Consider the following 17370-nt stretch of genomic DNA (forward strand, 5'->3'; position numbering starts at 1 on the left):
GAAGGCCTCGCTATCGCGGAGGCGGGCCGCCTTCGCCGCACGACCGCCTGTCATGGCTGGTAGTCGCGGCCTGGCTACGCGATCGCGATCGCGCGCGGACGGGGGGAAGGCATGAGGGGTCTGCTCGCTCCGCTGATCAAACTCGGCGCCTTCATCGTCGTCACCGTGCTGTTCACGACGATCCTCGGGATCAGCATCGCCAACGTGAACACCACCAGCACCAACGCCTACAAGGCACGGTTCAGTGACGCGACCCTCGTGCTGCCCAACGACGACGTCCGCATCGCCGGCGTCCGGGTCGGGCAGGTCAAGGAGGTCCGCATCGTCGACCGGCGCCAGGCCGAGATCGAGTTCGAAGTGGACGCCGGCCGCAAGCTGCCCGCCGGGGTGACCGCGCAGATCAAGTTCCGGAACCTGGTCGGCCAGCGCTACCTCTCGCTCGGGCAGGGCACCGACAGCTCCGGCAAGACGCTGGAGCCCGGCGGGAACATCCCGCTGGAGCGGACCACGCCCGCGCTCGACCTGACGCAGCTGTTCAACGGGTTCAAGCCGCTGTTCACCGCGCTCAACCCGGACGACATCAACAAGCTGTCCTACGAGGTCATCCAGGTCCTGCAGGGCGAGGGCGGCACGGTCGAAAGCCTGTTGAAGCACACCGCGTCGCTGGCCACCACGATCGCCGACAAGGACAAGGTGATCGGCGAGGTCATCGACAACCTGAACTCGGTACTCGACACGGTCAACGCACACACCCCGCAGCTCAACGACCTGATCGTCAAGCTGCAGCAGCTGGTCTCCGGGCTGGCCGCGGACCGCGAGCCGATCGGCGACGCCATCGAATCGCTCGGCACTCTCGCCCAGACGACCTCCGGTCTGCTCGGTGAGGCCCGCGAGCCGCTCAAGCAGGACATCGCCGCGCTCGGCACGCTGTCGAAGAACCTCAACGACAGCCAGCCGATCGTCGAGCATTTCATCCAGTTCCTGCCGCAGAAGGTGACGGCGCTGACCCGCACCGCCGACTATGGCTCCTGGTTCAACTTCTTCGCCTGTGAGATGACGGGAGCCGTCGCCCTGCCTCCGCTGATCAACGAGCCGATCAACCTGCCGCTGCTGCCGGTGAACCGGGCGAGGTGCACGGCATGAAGTCGTTCCAGAAACGCAATCCGATCCCGATCGCGCTGGTCGGCATCTCGGTGCTGCTGCTCGGTTTCATCGCCGCGCTCAACTCCGACGACCTGCCGGTCATCGGCGGCGGCACGACGTACTCGGCCGACTTCAGCGAGGCTTCCGGCCTGCAGGAGGACAACGACGTCCGCGTCGCCGGCGTGAAGGTCGGCAAGGTCTCCGAGATCAAGCTCGACGGCGACAAGGTCCGGATCTCGTTCAAGGTCAAGGACGCCTGGCTGGGCGACAAGACCAGCGCCGCCATCAAGATCAAGACCGTGCTCGGCCAGAAGTACCTGGCGCTCGACCCGCAGGGGCAGCGCACGCTCGACCCGAGCGCGACGATCCCGCGTGAGCGCACGATGTCGCCGTTCGACGTCCTCGACGCCTTCCGCGGGCTTTCGCAGACCGTCGACGACATCGACACGACGCAGCTGGCGAAGAGCTTCGACGTCATCACGGAGACCTTCGCGGACACCCCGGCCGACGTGAAGGGCGCGCTGACCGGCCTTTCCCGGCTCTCGGACACCATCGCCAAGCGTGACTCGCAGCTGTCGAGCCTGCTCGCGAACACGCGGCAGGTCTCGCAGACGCTCGTCGACCGCGACGCCGAGTTCCAGAAGCTCCTGGCCGACGGCAACAAACTGCTCGGCGAGGTGGCCAAGCGCAAGGACGCGATCTCCGCGCTGCTGGACGGCTCGCGCAACCTCGCCACCCAGCTCAAGGGCCTGGTCGACGACAACGACGCGCAGCTCGACCCGGTGCTCACCCAGCTCGACCAGCTGACCTCGATGCTCCAGCGCAACCAGGACGCCCTCGGCCAGGGCATCGCGCGGTTCGCGCCGTTCATCCGGGTGTTCACGAACACGATCGGCAACGGCCGCTGGTTCGACAACTACATCTGCGGACTGGTCCTGCCGTCGTTCGGCCCGATCAACGAGAAGGGGTGCTACGACAAATGAGTACCCGTCTCGGTTCCAGCCTCGCGCGCGGCTTCACCATCGCGATCGTGCTCGCGCTGGTCGTCGCCGGTGCGCTGTGGTGGACGCTCAAGGACGCGGGCCGCAACCACGTGACCGCCTACTTCGCGGGCACCGTCGGCCTCTACGAAGGCAACAGCGTCCGGATGCTCGGCGTCGACATGGGCACGGTCACGAAGATCCAGCCGATGGGCAACCAGGTCCGCGTCGAACTCGAGTACGACCGTTCGGTGCCCGTGCCCGCCGACGCGAAGGCGATCATCGTGTCGCCGTCGCTGGTCAGCGACCGCTACGTGCAGCTCGCCCCGGCGTACAAGGGCGGCCCGCGGATCGCCGACGGCGCCGTCATCGGGCTCGACCGCACCGAGGTCCCGCTGGAAGTCGACGAACTCGCCGCCAGCCTCTCGCGGGTCAGCCAGTCGCTCGGGCCCAACGGCGCCAACAAGAACGGTTCGCTGTCGAACCTGCTCGACACCGCCGCGAAGAACTTCGACGGCAACGGGCAGGCGCTGCACGACACGATCACGAAGCTCGGCCAGGCCGCGGGCACGTTGTCCGGTAACAAGGACGACCTGTTCAAGACCGTCGAGAACCTCGGCTCCTTCTCGCAGACGCTGGTGAACAGCGACAAGCAGGTCCGCGACTTCGAGCGGCAGCTCGCCGACGTCAGCGGATTCCTCGCGGGGGAGCGGGAGAACCTTTCGGCCACGGTGAAGCAGCTGTCCGACACGCTCACCGCGGTGCAGGCGTTCATCGAGAAGAACCGCGACCGGCTCAAGTCCAATGTGGACAAGCTGGCCAGCGTGACCAAGGTGCTCGTGGACCAGCGCGGCGCGCTCGCCGAGATCCTCGACGTCGCCCCGGTCGGCCTCGGGAACCTGGTCAACACCTACAACGCCTCGTCCGGCACGCTCGACGCGCGGGCCAACCTCAACGAGCTCACCCAGCCGCCGCTGGTGATGGTGTGCAACCTGCTCAAGCAGACCCCGGAGGCGCTCGACGCGCTGGGCGACGCGTGCAAGGGGGTCGCCGGACTGGTCGACGGGCTGGTGCCGCTGCCGTCGATCGCGCAGGTGATCCAGTCCTCGCAGGCGGGCCAGTTGCCGCCGCTGCCGCTCCCGATCGCGGGGCAGCTCTACGGAACGGCGGCCAAGTGATGAAGAAACTCGCTCTCATCGCCTCCGGGACCGTCGCCGCGCTGACGTTGAGCGGCTGCGGGTTCAGCGGGATCTACGACGTCCCGCTGCCCGGGGGCGCCGAACTCGGCGACCACCCGTACACGGTCAAGGTGCAGTTCCGGGACGTGCTCGACCTGACCCCGCAGGCCGGGGTGAAGGTCAACGAGGTCGCCATCGGCCGCGTCGAAGCGATCGGGCTGACCCCGGACGGCTGGAACGCCGAAGTCACCCTCCGGGTCAACGGCGACGTGAAGCTGCCGGCGAACGCACTCGCGAACGTCAAGCAGTCGAGCCTGCTGGGTGAGAAGTACGTCGAGCTGGCCGCGCCGGCCGACGGACAGGGCAAACTCGCCGACAACGCGGTGATCCCGCTGGCCCGCACGAACCGCAGCGTCGAGGTCGAAGAATTGCTCGGCGCGCTTTCGCTGCTGCTGAACGGCGGCGGGGTGGAACAGCTCAACACGATCACCAAGGAGCTCAACAACGCCACCCACGGCCGCTCGCCGGAGCTCAAGGCGCTGCTGAACAACACCAACGAGCTGGTCACGAACCTGGACAAGCAGTCCGCGAACATCACGCGGGCGCTCGACGGGCTGAACCGGCTCTCGCTCACCCTGAACGGCCAGAAGGACAAGCTGGTCGGCGCGGTCGACAACCTCGGCCCCGGCCTCGGCGTGCTGGAGCAGCAGCGCGGTCAGCTGGTGACCATGCTGAACGCGCTCAACCACCTCTCCGGGGTCGCCGTCGACACGGTGAACAAGAGCAAGGAAGACCTCGTCGCCGACCTCAAGGCGCTGCAGCCGACGCTGCAGAAGCTCGGCGAGGCGGGCTCGGATCTGCCGAAGGCGCTGGAGATCCTGCTGACCTTCCCGTTCAGCGACGCCGCCTACGACGGCGTCAAGGGCGACTACTTCAACCTGTTCGCGAAGATCGACCTGAACCTGAACGAGATCCTCAAGAACCTCGGCCGCAGCCGCGAGAACCCGCTCAAGGACGTCATCCCGGTGCCGGGTCTGACCGGGGGCACCGAGGGGCCGGGCGCGAACCCGCCGCTGCCGATCCCGGACAGCGTCGGTGGTGTCGCCGGTAGCCAGGTGGGCGCGCCGCAGGGCGGCGGACAGCCGCAACAGACCGGACCCGCCGGTATCTTCGGCGTGCTGTCGGGAGGTGCCGGCTGATGCTGGTCCGTAGGACGAAGATCCAGCTGGTCGCGTTCGCGATCATCTCCGTGGTCGCCATCGTGTACGCGCTGATCCGGTTCGCCGGCCTCGGCCAGGTCTTCGGCGACGAGGGCTACACGGTGAAACTGCAGCTCAAGCAGTCGGGCGGCATCTTCCAGAACGCCGAGGTCACGTACCGGGGCTTCAACATCGGCCGCGTCGGCGAGCTGCGCCTGACCAAGACCGGGCTGGAGGCCGACCTCAACATCTCGCCGGACGCCCCGCAGGTGCCCGCCGACCTCGACGCCGTCGTCGCGAACCGGTCGGCGGTCGGCGAGCAGTTCGTCGACCTGAAGCCCAAGAGCGACAAGGGACCGTTCCTGAACTCGGGCTCGGTCATCCCGGCCGACAAGGTCAAGACGCCCGTGCCCACCGAACAGCTCATCGGCGACCTCGACAGCCTCGCGGCCTCGGTGCCGACCGACTCCCTGCGCAAGGTCGTCGACGAGTCGTACAACGCCTTCAACGGCACCGGCCCGGACCTGCAGCGGCTGCTCGACACCGCGCGGAGCTTCACCGCGACCGCGCAGGAATACCTGCCGCAGACCGTCCAGCTGCTGGAAAAGGGCGGACAGGTCCTCGAAACGCAGAACGACATGGCGAGCTCGATGAAGTCGTTCAGCGCGGACCTCAACAAGCTCTCCGGCACCCTGAAGAACTCCGACGCCGACATCCGGAAGCTGATCGGGATCACCCCGCAGGTGGCGAACCAGATCAGCTCGGTGCTCGCCGAATCCGGGCCGGGGCTGGGCGCGCTGACGGCGAACCTGCTCACCACGTCGAACCTGCTGGTGACCCGGCTCGACGGGCTCGAACAGGGCCTCGTGACCTACCCGATGCTCGCGGCCGGCGCCAACACCGTCGCCAACGACGGCACCGCGCACCTTGGGCTCGCGCTCAACCTGTTCAACCCGCCGTCGTGCACCAAGGGCTACATGGGCCTGGACAAGTACCGCGAAGGCACCGACACGACGCCTCGCGCGCCGAAGGACGACGCGTACTGCGCCGAGCCGAAGGGCAGCCCGATCAACGTGCGCGGTTCGCAGAACGCGCCCTACAACGGGGTCCCGCAGATCCCGTCGGAAGGCGAAGTCGCGGCGAATGCCGGCCGCTCGGCCGAGGAACTGGCCAGCCTGCGCGCGGCACAGGGCATGCCGAGCGTCCTGCAGAGCCCCGGGGTCAGCCTGCCCACCCTCGGCACGCTGCTGGGCCTGCCCGGCTGACGCCGAGACCGTATATCTAACCTGGAGTGTCATGAGTTCTTCCCGATCGCGGACCCTGGTCCTCGGGGCGGCGGCGTTCGCGCTCGCCGCCTTCGTCGCCGCGGCGATCTTCGGTGTCATGTGGGCCGTGGCCGCGTCCGACGACAACGCCGACCTGGCGCGCTCGCGGGACGAGGTGGCCAAGGCGGGCGGCACCGCGATCAAGGCCTACACCGAGGTCGACTTCGAGAAACTCGACGAGTTCTTCGCCAAGCAGAAGGCCGTCTCCGACGACAAGATGAGCCAGCAGCTGGCCCAGCTGGAGCCGACCTATCGCAAGGCGCTCGGCGACGCGAAGACCAAGGTCGTGACCACCATCCAGGACATCGCGGTCGAAGAACTCGACGACCACGAGGGCAAGGCGAGCTTCCTCGCCGCCATCTCCACCCAGGTCACCCAGGGCGACAAGGCGAGCTCGAAGGCGTTGCGCCTGGAGGTCTCGATGACCCGGGTGGGCGATGAGTGGAAGCTGTCCGGGATCGACAACGTGCCCCTCGTCGCGGCCGGTCAGTAAGAGCGTCACCTAGAACGGAGCCACGTAGTGCCCCCCTCCCGTCGCCAGCCCCCTCGCAGCACTCCGCCGGTGCGCCGCCCCCGGGTGGCCGGCCTGCGACGGCCCGGTGCGTCTCCTGCTCCCGCTTCTTCCCCCGAGGTGTCCACCTCGGAGGTCTCGAAGGTCTCGGAGGTCTCCGAGGTCTCGAAGGTCGACGAAACGCCGAAGCCGGTCCGCCGTCCGTCGCCGCGGCCTGCTCCGCGTCCTGCGCCTTCGCCTGAACCCGAGCCTGAGGCCGTTGAGGTTGCTGAGGTCGCTGAGCCTGAGGTGGCCGCTGTCGAGGCTCCTGAAGAGCCCTCGGTCGCCGAAGAGCCCGTCGAGAAGCCGAGCCCGCGTGCGAAGGCCCGTGCGGCCGCCGAAGAGAAGCCTGACGACCTCGAAGAGGCCGAAGCCGAGGTCGCTTCCGACGAGTCTGACTCTTCGGAGCCCGAGAAGAAGCCGGGCTCCCGGCAGCTGATCCTGGCGGGCGCGCTGGTCGTCGTCGGACTGCTGCTGGCCGCGACCGCGGTGCTGTTCAAGATCCAGGCCGACGAGGTGTCCAGCTCGACGAACAACACCGCGCTGCTGGACGTCGCGAAGACCGCGCAGGTCAAGGACCAGGTCGCGAAGGCGACCGAGGCGCTGTTCTCGTACGACTACAACAACATCGCGAAGACCGAGTCCGCGGCGGCCGATCTGCTGGTCAACGACGAGGTGCGGGCGAAGTACAACCTGCTGATGGGCGAGGTCAAACGGCTGGCCCCGCAGCAGAAGATGGTCGTGACGTGCAAGGTCACCCGCAGTGCTGTCATCCGGCTGGAAGGCGACCGGGCCGACGTGATGGTGTTCGTCGACCAGAGCTCGACGCGGGCCGACACGAACAAGACGACCGCCGGGAGCGCGCAGCTGCACTTGAATGCGGAGCTGCAGGGGGACAAGTGGAAGATCACGGCGATGAACACCTACGCCGCTCCGCCCAACCCGGCCGCTTCCTCGGCTCCCGCCTCACCCCCCGCTTCCCCGGCCCCCTCGAAGTGACCCACCCCCGGATCGCGTTTAGCCCGCTAAACGCGATCCGGGCGCCGACCTGCGTTTAGCCCCCTAATCGCGATCTGGGGCCGCGGCGTGCGCCCTCTCGCGGCTTTCCGGCACTCCCGCCCCCGACCTGCGTTTAGCGGGCTAATCGTGACGCGTCCGCGCGCCGCTCGACCGGAGCTTGAAACTCGCCGTGCGCGCCTTCTTGGCCATCTTCCGGTCCGGATGGCTCGCGCCGACGACGCTCAGGAGTTCGAGCCGGTCCGGATGGCCGGAGGACGTCAGCAGGTCCACGACGTCGAAGCCGTCGTCCATGTCGGCGAGCTGATGGACGAACGCGCCGAGCGCGTTCATCGCCGCGTAGTGGTCGGCCATCCCGAGGGTGACCTCATCGCGAGTGATCGTTTCCCGGTCGACCGCGCCACGTTCGGACAGCCACATCGCGGCGGCCGCGCCGGCCAGACCGCCTTCGGCTCGGATTCCCGCAGCGGTCTCGAGGCCGATCTCCCCGGTTTCCCCGAGCGCGATCAAGGCAAACAGTCGTTCTTCGGGAAGCCGTGCCGTGCGGAGGAACTCACTCGCCTCTGCTGCCGCGTCGGAGGGCGACCGGTGCCGGGTCCAGGCCTTCAGCTCCGCGTCGATGATCTCCGGCGCGGACTCGGCGAGGCGTGGGCTCAGCTCGCCGAGACTCTTCTCCGCCGCCTCACCGATGACCGGTGCGTCCATTCCGGCCTCGCGGAGCGCCCTGTTGATCGCCCAGACGGCGATCGGGGTGAGGCTGAGGACGTAAGGGGAGGGATCGGGTTTCCCGGCGATCTCGGCGATCAGCGCGAGCCCGGCCGGGTCCGCGGTGCGCTTCTCGAGCGCGCCGAGCCGTTCCAACAGGTCCAGCGCGACGCTGGTCGCGTACCGCGTCGATTCGTCCGGCGCCTGCCCGAGCTCGATGGCTTCGAAAAGGAGCTCGACCGGCACAGTGACCTGACCCGACCGGTAGAGCGTGAGTGTGATCGTGTCGACCAGTCCGAAGGGCAGAGGCTCAGCCTCGCCGATCGTCGAATATAGCCGCTCCCAGAGCCGGAGAGCGTCATCGGCGAGCGTCGCGTTCTCCTCGACGGGCACGTGCTCGCCGTCGACGACGCGGACCAGCCCGGACACCTCCGCCCACCGGGCGATCAGCGGATCGCCGGCGTCCGACCCGGCGACGTAGCCGCGGACCTCGTCGAGGAGGGGGCTCCGCTCCGCGGCCTTCCGCAGCTCGGCTTCCGGCCGTAAGAGGACCGGGGGCATCTCGGAACCGGCGTCCTGCTCCCACGTTTCGCTCACGCCCCCAGTCTGGCAGCGTCCGCCCGGCGCGCGTCGCGATTAGCCCGCTAAACGCAGGTGCGCCGCCCTGCCTGTGCGCCGCACCAGACGACCCACCGGTCACAACGGTCACGCGGGCGGAGTTCATCCGAAGCGCCCGGTCGCGAGCCTGGCCCGACCCGGTGACCGTCCGGGAAGCCCCACCGGCCGGATCGCGATTAGCCCGCTAAACGCAGGTCGGCGCGCCGGCGCCGTCACCTGCGGGTACCGGGCGGTAACCAGGATGATCGTCCTGTGAGGCACCCCGCGCGGGGTTACTTCCACGCTGCGCCAACCGGCGGGACCACCGCGCGGCATCTTGACTCAGAGCCCCTGTGGGGTCACGCTTACTGGCAACGGTGAGAACCGGCGGTGCCCTTGCGGGAGGGACGGTCCGGGAAGGCCGAGGAGAGGCATACCTGAAGACGTCGCGATGCAGGCTGGGCCCCATCTGGAGCGCCCCCTGGACAGACCGCGACGTTCGGGCTAGACTGCTTCTTTGCGCTGCCCTCTTTCAGGCTGCCCGGAGCCGGTAGTTAGGATAGTGGGCACACGGCACCCTTGACAGATCGCATCAGCTGTTGCTGACGCGGCTGCTCACCGCTCATTGTCCCCGGAAGGACGCATCTTGGCAGTCTCTCCCGCGAACCAGGCCACTGCTGCGACCACCTCGGCTGTATCTCGCTCGGAGTCCACGGGAATCCCGGGAGCCCCCAAGCGGGTCTCCTTCGCAAAGATTCGCGAGCCGCTCAGCACCCCGAACCTGCTCGACGTGCAGATCAGGTCCTTTGAATGGTTCACCGGCGACGAGGCGTGGTTCGAACGCCGCGTCGAAGAAGGTGAAGAAAACCCGGTCGGTGGCCTGGAAGAGGTCCTCAACGAGATCTCGCCGATCGAAGACTTCTCCGGATCCATGTCGCTGTCCTTCTCCGACCCGCGCTTCGACGAGGTCAAGGCCTCCGTCGAGGAGTGCAAGGACAAGGACATGACGTACGCGGCCCCGCTGTTCGTGACCGCCGAGTTCGTGAACAACAACACCGGCGAGATCAAGAGCCAGACGGTCTTCATGGGTGACTTCCCGGTGATGACCGACAAGGGCACCTTCGTCATCAACGGCACCGAGCGTGTCGTCGTGTCCCAGCTGGTCCGTTCGCCGGGTGTGTACTTCGACACCAGCGTCGACAAGACCACCGACAAGGACGTCTTCAACGTCCGCGTCATCCCGAGCCGGGGTGCCTGGCTGGAGTTCGACGTCGACAAGCGCGACACCGTCGGCGTCCGCATCGACCGCAAGCGCCGCCAGCCGGTCACCGTGCTGCTGAAGGCGCTCGGCTGGACCACCGAGGCGATCCGCGAGCGCTTCTCCTTCTCCGAGACGCTGCTCGCCACCCTCGAGAAGGACCACACCGCGGGCACCGACGAGGCGCTCCTCGACATCTACCGCAAGCTGCGTCCGGGCGAACCCCCCACGAAGGAGAGCGCGCAGACGCTGCTGGAGAACCTGTTCTTCAAGCCGAAGCGCTACGACCTGGCCAAGGTCGGCCGGTACAAGCTGAACAAGAAGCTCGGCCTGACCACGCCGTACGACACCGGGACGCTGACCGAAGAGGACATCGTCTCGACGATCGAGTACCTGGTCCGCCTGCACGCGGGCGAGGACAAGGCGACCGTCGGCGACCAGGTCATCCCGGTCGAGACCGACGACATCGACCACTTCGGCAACCGTCGTCTCCGCACCGTCGGCGAGCTCATCCAGAACCAGATCCGCGTGGGTCTGTCCCGGATGGAGCGCGTCGTCCGCGAGCGGATGACCACCCAGGACGTCGAGGCGATCACCCCGCAGACCCTGATCAACATCCGTCCCGTCGTGGCGGCGATCAAGGAGTTCTTCGGTACTTCGCAGTTGTCGCAGTTCATGGACCAGAACAACCCGCTGTCGGGGCTGACGCACAAGCGTCGTCTGTCCGCCCTCGGCCCGGGTGGTCTGTCGCGTGAGCGCGCCGGCATGGAGGTCCGTGACGTCCACCCGTCGCACTACGGCCGCATGTGCCCGATCGAGACGCCGGAAGGCCCGAACATCGGCCTGATCGGTTCGCTCTGCTCGTACGCGCGGGTCAACCCGTTCGGTTTCATCGAGACCCCGTACCGCAAGGTCGTCGAGGGCCGCGTCACCGACCAGGTCGACTACCTCACCGCGGACGAGGAAGACCGCTACGTGAAGGCGCAGGCGAACGCGCCGATCTCGGACGACGGCACCTTCGTCGAAGACCGCGTCCTGGTCCGTAAGAAGGGCGGCGAGGTCGAGCTGATCGACCCGCTGGACGTGGACTACATGGACGTCTCGCCGCGGCAGATGGTCTCGGTCGCGACGGCGATGATCCCGTTCCTCGAGCACGACGACGCGAACCGCGCGCTCATGGGCGCGAACATGCAGCGTCAGGCCGTTCCGCTGCTGCGCAACTCGGCCCCGCTGGTCGGCACCGGCGTGGAGCTGCGTGCCGCGGTGGACGCCGGTGACGTGCTCGTCGCCGAGCAGGCCGGTGTGGTCGAGGAGCTCTCGGCCGACCTGATCACGATCATGCACGACGACGGCACGCGGAAGAGCTACGGACTGTACAAGTTCCGTCGCTCGAACCACGGCACCTGCTTCAACCACCGCCCGATCGTCAACGAGGGCGACCGGGTCGAGCAGGGTCAGGTCATCGCCGACGGCCCGTCCACCGAGAACGGTGAGATGGCGCTCGGCAAGAACCTGCTCGTCGCGGTCATGCCGTGGGAGGGCCACAACTACGAGGACGCGATCATCCTCTCCGAGCGCCTGGTGCAGGACGACGTGCTCACGTCGATCCACATCGAGGAGCACGAGATCGACGCCCGCGACACCAAGCTGGGCGCCGAGGAGATCACCCGGGACATCCCGAACGTCTCCGAGGAGGTCCTCGCCGACCTCGACGAGCGCGGCATCATCCGCATCGGTGCCGAGGTCCGCGACGGCGACATCCTGGTCGGCAAGGTCACGCCCAAGGGTGAGACCGAGCTGACCCCGGAGGAGCGCCTGCTCCGCGCGATCTTCGGCGAGAAGGCCCGCGAGGTCCGCGACACCTCGCTGAAGGTGCCGCACGGCGAGACCGGCAAGGTCATCGGCATCCGCGTGTTCTCCCGCGAGGACGACGACGAGCTGCCCCCGGGCGTCAACGAACTGGTCCGCGTCTACGTGGCCCAGAAGCGGAAGATCCAGCCGGGCGACAAGCTCGCCGGCCGCCACGGGAACAAGGGTGTCATCGGCAAGATCCTCCCCGCCGAGGACATGCCGTTCATGGAGGACGGCACGCCCGTCGACATCATCCTGAACACCCACGGTGTCCCGCGTCGTATGAACATCGGCCAGGTCCTGGAGCTTCACCTGGGCTGGCTGGCGTCGCAGGGGTGGAAGATCGAGGGCAACCCGGAGTGGGCGAAGAACCTCAACGAGGAGCTCTACGACGTCGACCCCGGCACGAACACCGCCACCCCGGTGTTCGACGGCGCGAAGGAAGAGGAGCTCACCGGGCTGCTCGGCGCGACCAAGCCGAACCGCGACGGCGAGCGCATGGTCAAGCAGAACGGCAAGGCCACGCTGCTGGACGGCCGCTCCGGCGAGCCGTTCCCGTACCCGGTCTCGGTCGGCTACATGTACATCCTGAAGCTGCACCACCTGGTCGACGACAAGATCCACGCCCGGTCCACCGGTCCGTACTCGATGATCACGCAGCAGCCGCTGGGTGGTAAGGCGCAGTTCGGTGGCCAGCGGTTCGGCGAGATGGAGTGCTGGGCGATGCAGGCGTACGGCGCCGCATACACCCTGCAGGAGCTCCTGACGATCAAGTCGGACGACGTGGTCGGCCGCGTCAAGGTGTACGAGGCCATCGTCAAGGGGGAGAACATCCCCGAGCCGGGTATCCCCGAGTCGTTCAAGGTGCTCCTGAAGGAGCTCCAGTCGCTCTGCCTCAACGTCGAGGTGCTGTCCAGCGACGGCGCCGCGATCGAGATGCGCGACTCCGACGACGAGGACCTCGAGCGTGCCGCGGCCAACCTCGGCATCAACCTGTCCCGCAACGAGTCGCCCTCGGTGGACGACGTCGTGCACTGACCCGCGATGAGGCGGGAGCCCGCCAGGCTCCCGCCTCCGCTCGCCAACTCCTCTAGTCGCATCAACCCCAAGGGGATGTAAAGACGTGCTGGACGTCAACTTCTTCGATGAGCTCCGCATCGGCCTCGCCACCGCCGACGACATTCGTCAGTGGTCCTTCGGCGAGGTGAAGAAGCCGGAGACCATCAACTACCGGACGCTCAAGCCCGAGAAGGACGGCCTCTTCTGCGAGAAGATCTTCGGCCCGACCCGGGACTGGGAGTGCTACTGCGGTAAGTACAAGCGGGTCCGCTTCAAGGGCATCATCTGCGAGCGCTGTGGCGTCGAGGTCACCCGCGCCAAGGTGCGTCGTGAGCGGATGGGCCACATCGAGCTGGCCGCTCCCGTCACCCACATCTGGTACTTCAAGGGTGTTCCCTCCCGCCTGGGCTACCTGCTCGACCTGGCGCCGAAGGACCTCGAGAAGATCATCTACTTCGCGGCCTACGTGATCACCGGTGTGAACACCGAGCTGCGGCACAACGACCTCCCGACCCTCGAGAACGAGATCGGTGTCGAGCGCAAGAACCTCGAGACCAAGCGTGACGCGGACATCGAGGCACGGGCGCAGAAGCTGGAAGCCGACCTGGCCGAGCTGGAGGCGGAGGGCGCCAAGTCCGACGTCCGCCGCAAGGTCAAGGAAGGCGGCGAGCGCGAGATGCGTCAGCTGCGTGACCGCGCCGGTCGCGAGCTGGACCGTCTCGAGGAGGTCTGGACGACCTTCACCAAGCTCGACACCCGCCAGCTGATCGCCGACGAGCTGCTCTACCGCGAGCTCGTCGACCGCTACGGCGAGTACTTCACCGGCGGCATGGGCGCGGAGGCCATCCAGAAGCTGGCCACCGAGTTCGACGTCGCCGCGGAGGCCGAGAGCCTGCGCGACACCATCCGCAACGGCAAGGGGCAGAAGAAGCTCCGCGCGCTGAAGCGGCTCAAGGTCGTCGCGGCCTTCCAGGCCACCGGCAACGACCCGCGCGGCATGGTGCTCGACGCCGTCCCGGTGATCCCGCCGGACCTGCGCCCGATGGTCCAGCTCGACGGTGGCCGGTTCGCCACCTCCGACCTGAACGACCTCTACCGCCGGGTCATCAACCGGAACAACCGGTTGAAGCGACTGATCGACCTCGGCGCGCCCGAGATCATCGTCAACAACGAGAAGCGGATGCTGCAGGAGGCCGTCGACGCGCTGTTCGACAACGGCCGCCGCGGCCGCCCGGTCACCGGTCCCGGTAACCGCCCGCTGAAGTCGCTGTCCGACCTGCTCAAGGGCAAGCAGGGCCGGTTCCGTCAGAACCTGCTCGGCAAGCGTGTCGACTACTCCGGCCGTTCGGTCATCATCGTCGGTCCGCAGCTGAAGCTGCACCAGTGCGGTCTGCCGAAGGACATGGCGCTCGAGCTGTTCAAGCCGTTCGTCATGAAGCGGCTGGTCGACCTGAACCACGCGCAGAACATCAAGTCCGCCAAGCGGATGGTGGAGCGGTCGCGGCCGCAGGTGTGGGACGTGCTCGAAGAGGTCATCACCGGCCACCCGGTGATGCTGAACCGTGCGCCGACCCTGCACCGCCTCGGTATCCAGGCCTTCGAGCCGCAGCTGGTCGAAGGCAAGGCCATCCAGCTGCACCCGCTGGTCTGTGAGGCGTTCAACGCGGACTTCGACGGTGACCAGATGGCCGTGCACCTCCCGCTGTCCGCGGAGGCGCAGGCCGAGGCCCGCATCCTGATGCTGTCGGCGAACAACATCCTTTCGCCGGCGTCGGGCCGTCCGCTCGCCATGCCGCGTCTGGACATGGTGACGGGTCTGTTCCACCTGACCCGCCTGACCGAGACCGCCGAGGGCGCGGGCAACGCGTACTCGTCGCCCGCCGAGGCGATCATGGCGTTCGACCGCAAGGCGCTGAGCCTGCACGCCCCGATCAAGATCCGCATCACCGACCGTCAGCCCGCCAAGGCCGACGAAGCGGCGCTCGCGGAGAAGGGCTGGGAGCCGGGCAAGGCGTGGCTGGCCGAGACCACCCTGGGCCGCGTGCTGTTCAACGAGCTGCTGCCGGCGGACTACCCGTTCATCAACGAGCCGATGCCGAAGAAGCGTCAGGCCGCGATCGTGAACGACCTCGCCGAGCGCTACTCGATGACCCAGGTCGCACAGACCCTGGACCGCCTGAAGGACGCCGGTTTCTACTGGGCGACCCGTTCGGGTGTCACGGTCGCCATCTCCGACGTGCTCGTCCCGGCAGGCAAGAAGGCCATTCTGGACGAGTACGAAGGCAAGGCCGACCAGGTCGAGAAGCGGTACCAGCGTGGTCAGCTTTCGCACGCCGAGCGCAACAACGAGCTCGTCAAGGTGTGGACGCAGGCCACCGAAGAGGTCCACAAGATCATGGAGACGGCGCTGCCGGACGACAACCCGATCGCGATGATCGTGAAGTCCGGCGCGGCGGGCAACATGACGCAGGTCCGGTCGCTGGCCGGTATGCGTGGTCTGGTGTCGAACCCGAAGGGTGAGTACATCCCGCGTCCGATCAAGGCCAACTTCCGTGAAGGCCTGTCGGTGGCGGAGTACTTCATCGCGACGCACGGTGCCCGTAAGGGTCTGGCGGACACGGCGCTCCGTACCGCCGACTCGGGTTACCTGACCCGTCGTCTGGTGGACGTGTCGCAGGACGTCATCGTCCGCGAGATCGACTGTGGCACCACCCGCGGTATCAACATGCCGATCGGCGAGGACATCGGCGACGGCAAGGTCCTGCGCGACCAGCACGTCGAGACCAGCGTGTACGCGCGGAACCTGGCGACCGACGCGGTCGACGCCAAGGGCAACGTCGTGCTCAACGCCGGTGACGACATCGGTGACCCGGCGATCGACAAGCTCATCTCGAGCGGGATCTCCAAGGTCAAGGTGCGTTCGGTGCTGACCTGCGAGTCGGCCGTCGGTATCTGCGCCACCTGCTACGGCCGGTCCATGGCGACCGGTCAGCTCGTCGACGTCGGCGAGGCCGTGGGTATCGTCGCGGCCCAGTCGATCGGTGAGCCGGGTACGCAGCTGACGATGCGTACGTTCCACCAGGGTGGTGTCGCCGGTGACGACATCACGACCGGTTTGCCCCGTGTCCAGGAGCTGTTCGAGGCCCGAGTCCCGAAGGGCAAGGCGCCGATCGCCGACGTCGATGGCCGCGTGCGCATCGAGGAGAGCGAGCGGTTCTGGAAGATCACGCTGATCCCGGACGACGGCAGCGAAGAGATCGTCTTCGACAAGCTGTCCAAGCGTCAGCGGCTCGCCAACACCCCGAACGGCCCGCTGGGCGACGGCGACCGTGTTGCGGTCGGCCAGCAGCTGCTCGAAGGCACGCCGGACCCGCACGAGGTCCTGCGGGTCATGGGGCCGCGCGAGGCGCAGATGCACCTGGTGGACGAGGTCCAGAAGGTGTACCGGGCGCAGGGTGTGTCGATCCACGACAAGCACATCGAGGTCATCGTGCGGCAGATGCTGCGCCGCGTGACGATCATCGACTCCGGTGCCACGGACTTCCTGCCGGGCGAGCTGCCCGAGCGGACCAAGTTCGAGGCGAAGAACCGCGCGTCGGTCGCCGAAGGCGGCGAGCCGGCCTCGGGTCGCCCGGTGCTGATGGGGATCACGAAGGCCTCGCTGACCACGGACTCGTGGCTGTCGGCGGCCTCGTTCCAGGAGACCACGCGTGTCCTGACCGATGCGGCCATCAACGGCCGCTCGGACAAGCTCGTGGGCCTCAAGGAGAACGTGATCATCGGTAAGCTGATCCCGGCCGGTACCGGGATCAACAAGTACCGCAACATCCAGGTGCAGCCGACCGAGGAGGCGCGGGTCGCCGCTTACGCGATCCCGTCCTACGACGACGGCTACTACACCCCGGACGTCTTCGGCTCCACGCCGGGCGCCGCGGTGCCGCTGGACGACTACGACTTCGGCCGCGACTTCCGCTGACCGAAGCGAAATCCACGAGAAGGGCCCTCGCCGATCCGGCGGGGGCCCTTCCCGTTTCCCGGAATGTTCCAGTTTGAACCCCGTCACCCGAAGTAGGTATGCACGCTCCGCAGAGCTCGTTAAATTGATCGGGTTCCACGCGGCTCGGGGGCTGTGCGCATTCATTGGGTTATCTGGGGAGACTCTGCGTGAGTAAAGGACCTGGCGCGAGATCCATCGCGCGTACTGCGGGGATCTATCTTGCGACGATCGCCGCCGGTGCGGCATTGACCGGTGTGTTCGCCGCGCCCGCCGTGGCGGATCCGGAGCCTTCGGCCCCGACCTCATCAAGTGTGGTGCCGACGACGTCCGAAGCGCCGAGTAGTGCTCCGGCCCCGACGTCGAGCGCGCCGCCGGTCGAGCCTCCGTCGTCCACGGCGCCGAAGCCACAGGCCGCGAGCGACAAGCTCGAAGCTTCGGTCACGTTCGAAAAGTCGTCTTACCGGACCGACGAAGACGTCCGATTCACCTTCAAGGTCAAGAACGTCAGCGG

At 67.5% G+C, this 17370-nt stretch carries 11 protein-coding genes; 9 read left to right on the forward strand and 2 right to left on the reverse strand.

The window, feature by feature from the left end:
* The first annotated feature begins 111 nt into the window (after positions 1-111).
* From H4W30_RS42325 to H4W30_RS42355, 7 genes are all read left to right on the forward strand, one after another.
* Positions 112-1143: an MCE family protein gene (locus tag H4W30_RS42325; protein WP_126733329.1), complete on the forward strand. Its 1032-nt coding sequence runs from the start codon at positions 112-114 to the stop codon at positions 1141-1143.
* Positions 1140-2126 (forward strand): MCE family protein, encoded by a 987-nt coding sequence (locus H4W30_RS42330; RefSeq protein ID WP_192747815.1) that lies wholly within the window; start codon positions 1140-1142, stop codon positions 2124-2126. The genes H4W30_RS42325 and H4W30_RS42330 overlap by 4 nt, the downstream gene beginning before the upstream one ends.
* Positions 2123-3301, forward strand: coding sequence for an MCE family protein (locus H4W30_RS42335; RefSeq protein WP_192747816.1), 1179 nt, complete (start codon positions 2123-2125; stop codon positions 3299-3301). The genes H4W30_RS42330 and H4W30_RS42335 overlap by 4 nt, the downstream gene beginning before the upstream one ends.
* A complete protein-coding gene (locus tag H4W30_RS42340) occupies positions 3301-4500 on the forward strand; it encodes an MCE family protein (RefSeq protein ID WP_192747817.1) in 1200 nt (399 codons plus the stop codon). The genes H4W30_RS42335 and H4W30_RS42340 overlap by 1 nt, the downstream gene beginning before the upstream one ends.
* Positions 4500-5765 carry an MCE family protein gene (locus H4W30_RS42345; protein WP_192747818.1) on the forward strand — a complete coding sequence of 422 codons (1266 nt, stop codon included), beginning with the start codon at positions 4500-4502 and terminating at the stop codon, positions 5763-5765. Before H4W30_RS42340 ends, H4W30_RS42345 begins: the two co-directional genes overlap by 1 nt.
* Positions 5766-5796: 31 nt before the next feature.
* The gene (locus H4W30_RS42350) at positions 5797-6318 is read left to right on the forward strand and encodes a hypothetical protein (RefSeq protein ID WP_126733334.1); all 522 of its coding nucleotides are present in this window, start codon (positions 5797-5799) and stop codon (positions 6316-6318) included.
* A gap of 84 nt (positions 6319-6402) precedes the next feature.
* Positions 6403-7374 carry a hypothetical protein gene (locus tag H4W30_RS42355; protein WP_192748026.1) on the forward strand — a complete coding sequence of 324 codons (972 nt, stop codon included), beginning with the start codon at positions 6403-6405 and terminating at the stop codon, positions 7372-7374.
* Positions 7375-7515: 141 nt separating this feature from the next.
* On the opposite strand, the gene H4W30_RS42360 is transcribed toward H4W30_RS42355, so the two are convergent.
* Positions 7516-8694 (reverse strand): hypothetical protein, encoded by a 1179-nt coding sequence (locus tag H4W30_RS42360; protein ID WP_318780774.1) that lies wholly within the window; start codon positions 8692-8694, stop codon positions 7516-7518.
* A 646-nt stretch (positions 8695-9340) separates the two neighbouring features.
* Here H4W30_RS42360 and rpoB point away from each other — a divergent pair.
* Entirely contained in the window at positions 9341-12841 is a 3501-nt protein-coding gene (gene rpoB / locus H4W30_RS42365) for a DNA-directed RNA polymerase subunit beta (RefSeq protein WP_192747819.1), read from the forward strand.
* An 85-nt stretch (positions 12842-12926) separates the two neighbouring features.
* A complete protein-coding gene (locus tag H4W30_RS42370) occupies positions 12927-16838 on the forward strand; it encodes a DNA-directed RNA polymerase subunit beta' (protein WP_192747820.1) in 3912 nt (1303 codons plus the stop codon).
* Positions 16839-17073: 235 nt separating this feature from the next.
* Here H4W30_RS42370 and H4W30_RS44685 read toward each other — a convergent pair whose 3' ends face one another.
* Positions 17074-17301 carry a hypothetical protein gene (locus H4W30_RS44685; protein WP_318780775.1) on the reverse strand — a complete coding sequence of 76 codons (228 nt, stop codon included), beginning with the start codon at positions 17299-17301 and terminating at the stop codon, positions 17074-17076.
* Positions 17302-17370: the final 69 nt, after the last annotated feature.

This window comes from Amycolatopsis roodepoortensis, assembly GCF_014873915.1.
Lineage (GTDB): Bacteria > Actinomycetota > Actinomycetes > Mycobacteriales > Pseudonocardiaceae > Amycolatopsis > Amycolatopsis roodepoortensis.

What these genes read in the sequence shown, in the direction of transcription:
- H4W30_RS42325 (WP_126733329.1), top strand. Translation starts at nt 112, where the DNA reads ATGAGGGGTCTGCTCGCTCCGCTGATCAAACTCGGCGCCTTCATCGTC.
- H4W30_RS42330 (WP_192747815.1), top strand. Translation starts at nt 1,140, where the DNA reads ATGAAGTCGTTCCAGAAACGCAATCCGATCCCGATCGCGCTGGTCGGC.
- H4W30_RS42335 (WP_192747816.1), top strand. Translation starts at nt 2,123, where the DNA reads ATGAGTACCCGTCTCGGTTCCAGCCTCGCGCGCGGCTTCACCATCGCG.
- H4W30_RS42340 (WP_192747817.1), top strand. Translation starts at nt 3,301, where the DNA reads ATGAAGAAACTCGCTCTCATCGCCTCCGGGACCGTCGCCGCGCTGACG.
- H4W30_RS42345 (WP_192747818.1), top strand. Translation starts at nt 4,500, where the DNA reads ATGCTGGTCCGTAGGACGAAGATCCAGCTGGTCGCGTTCGCGATCATC.
- H4W30_RS42350 (WP_126733334.1), top strand. Translation starts at nt 5,797, where the DNA reads ATGAGTTCTTCCCGATCGCGGACCCTGGTCCTCGGGGCGGCGGCGTTC.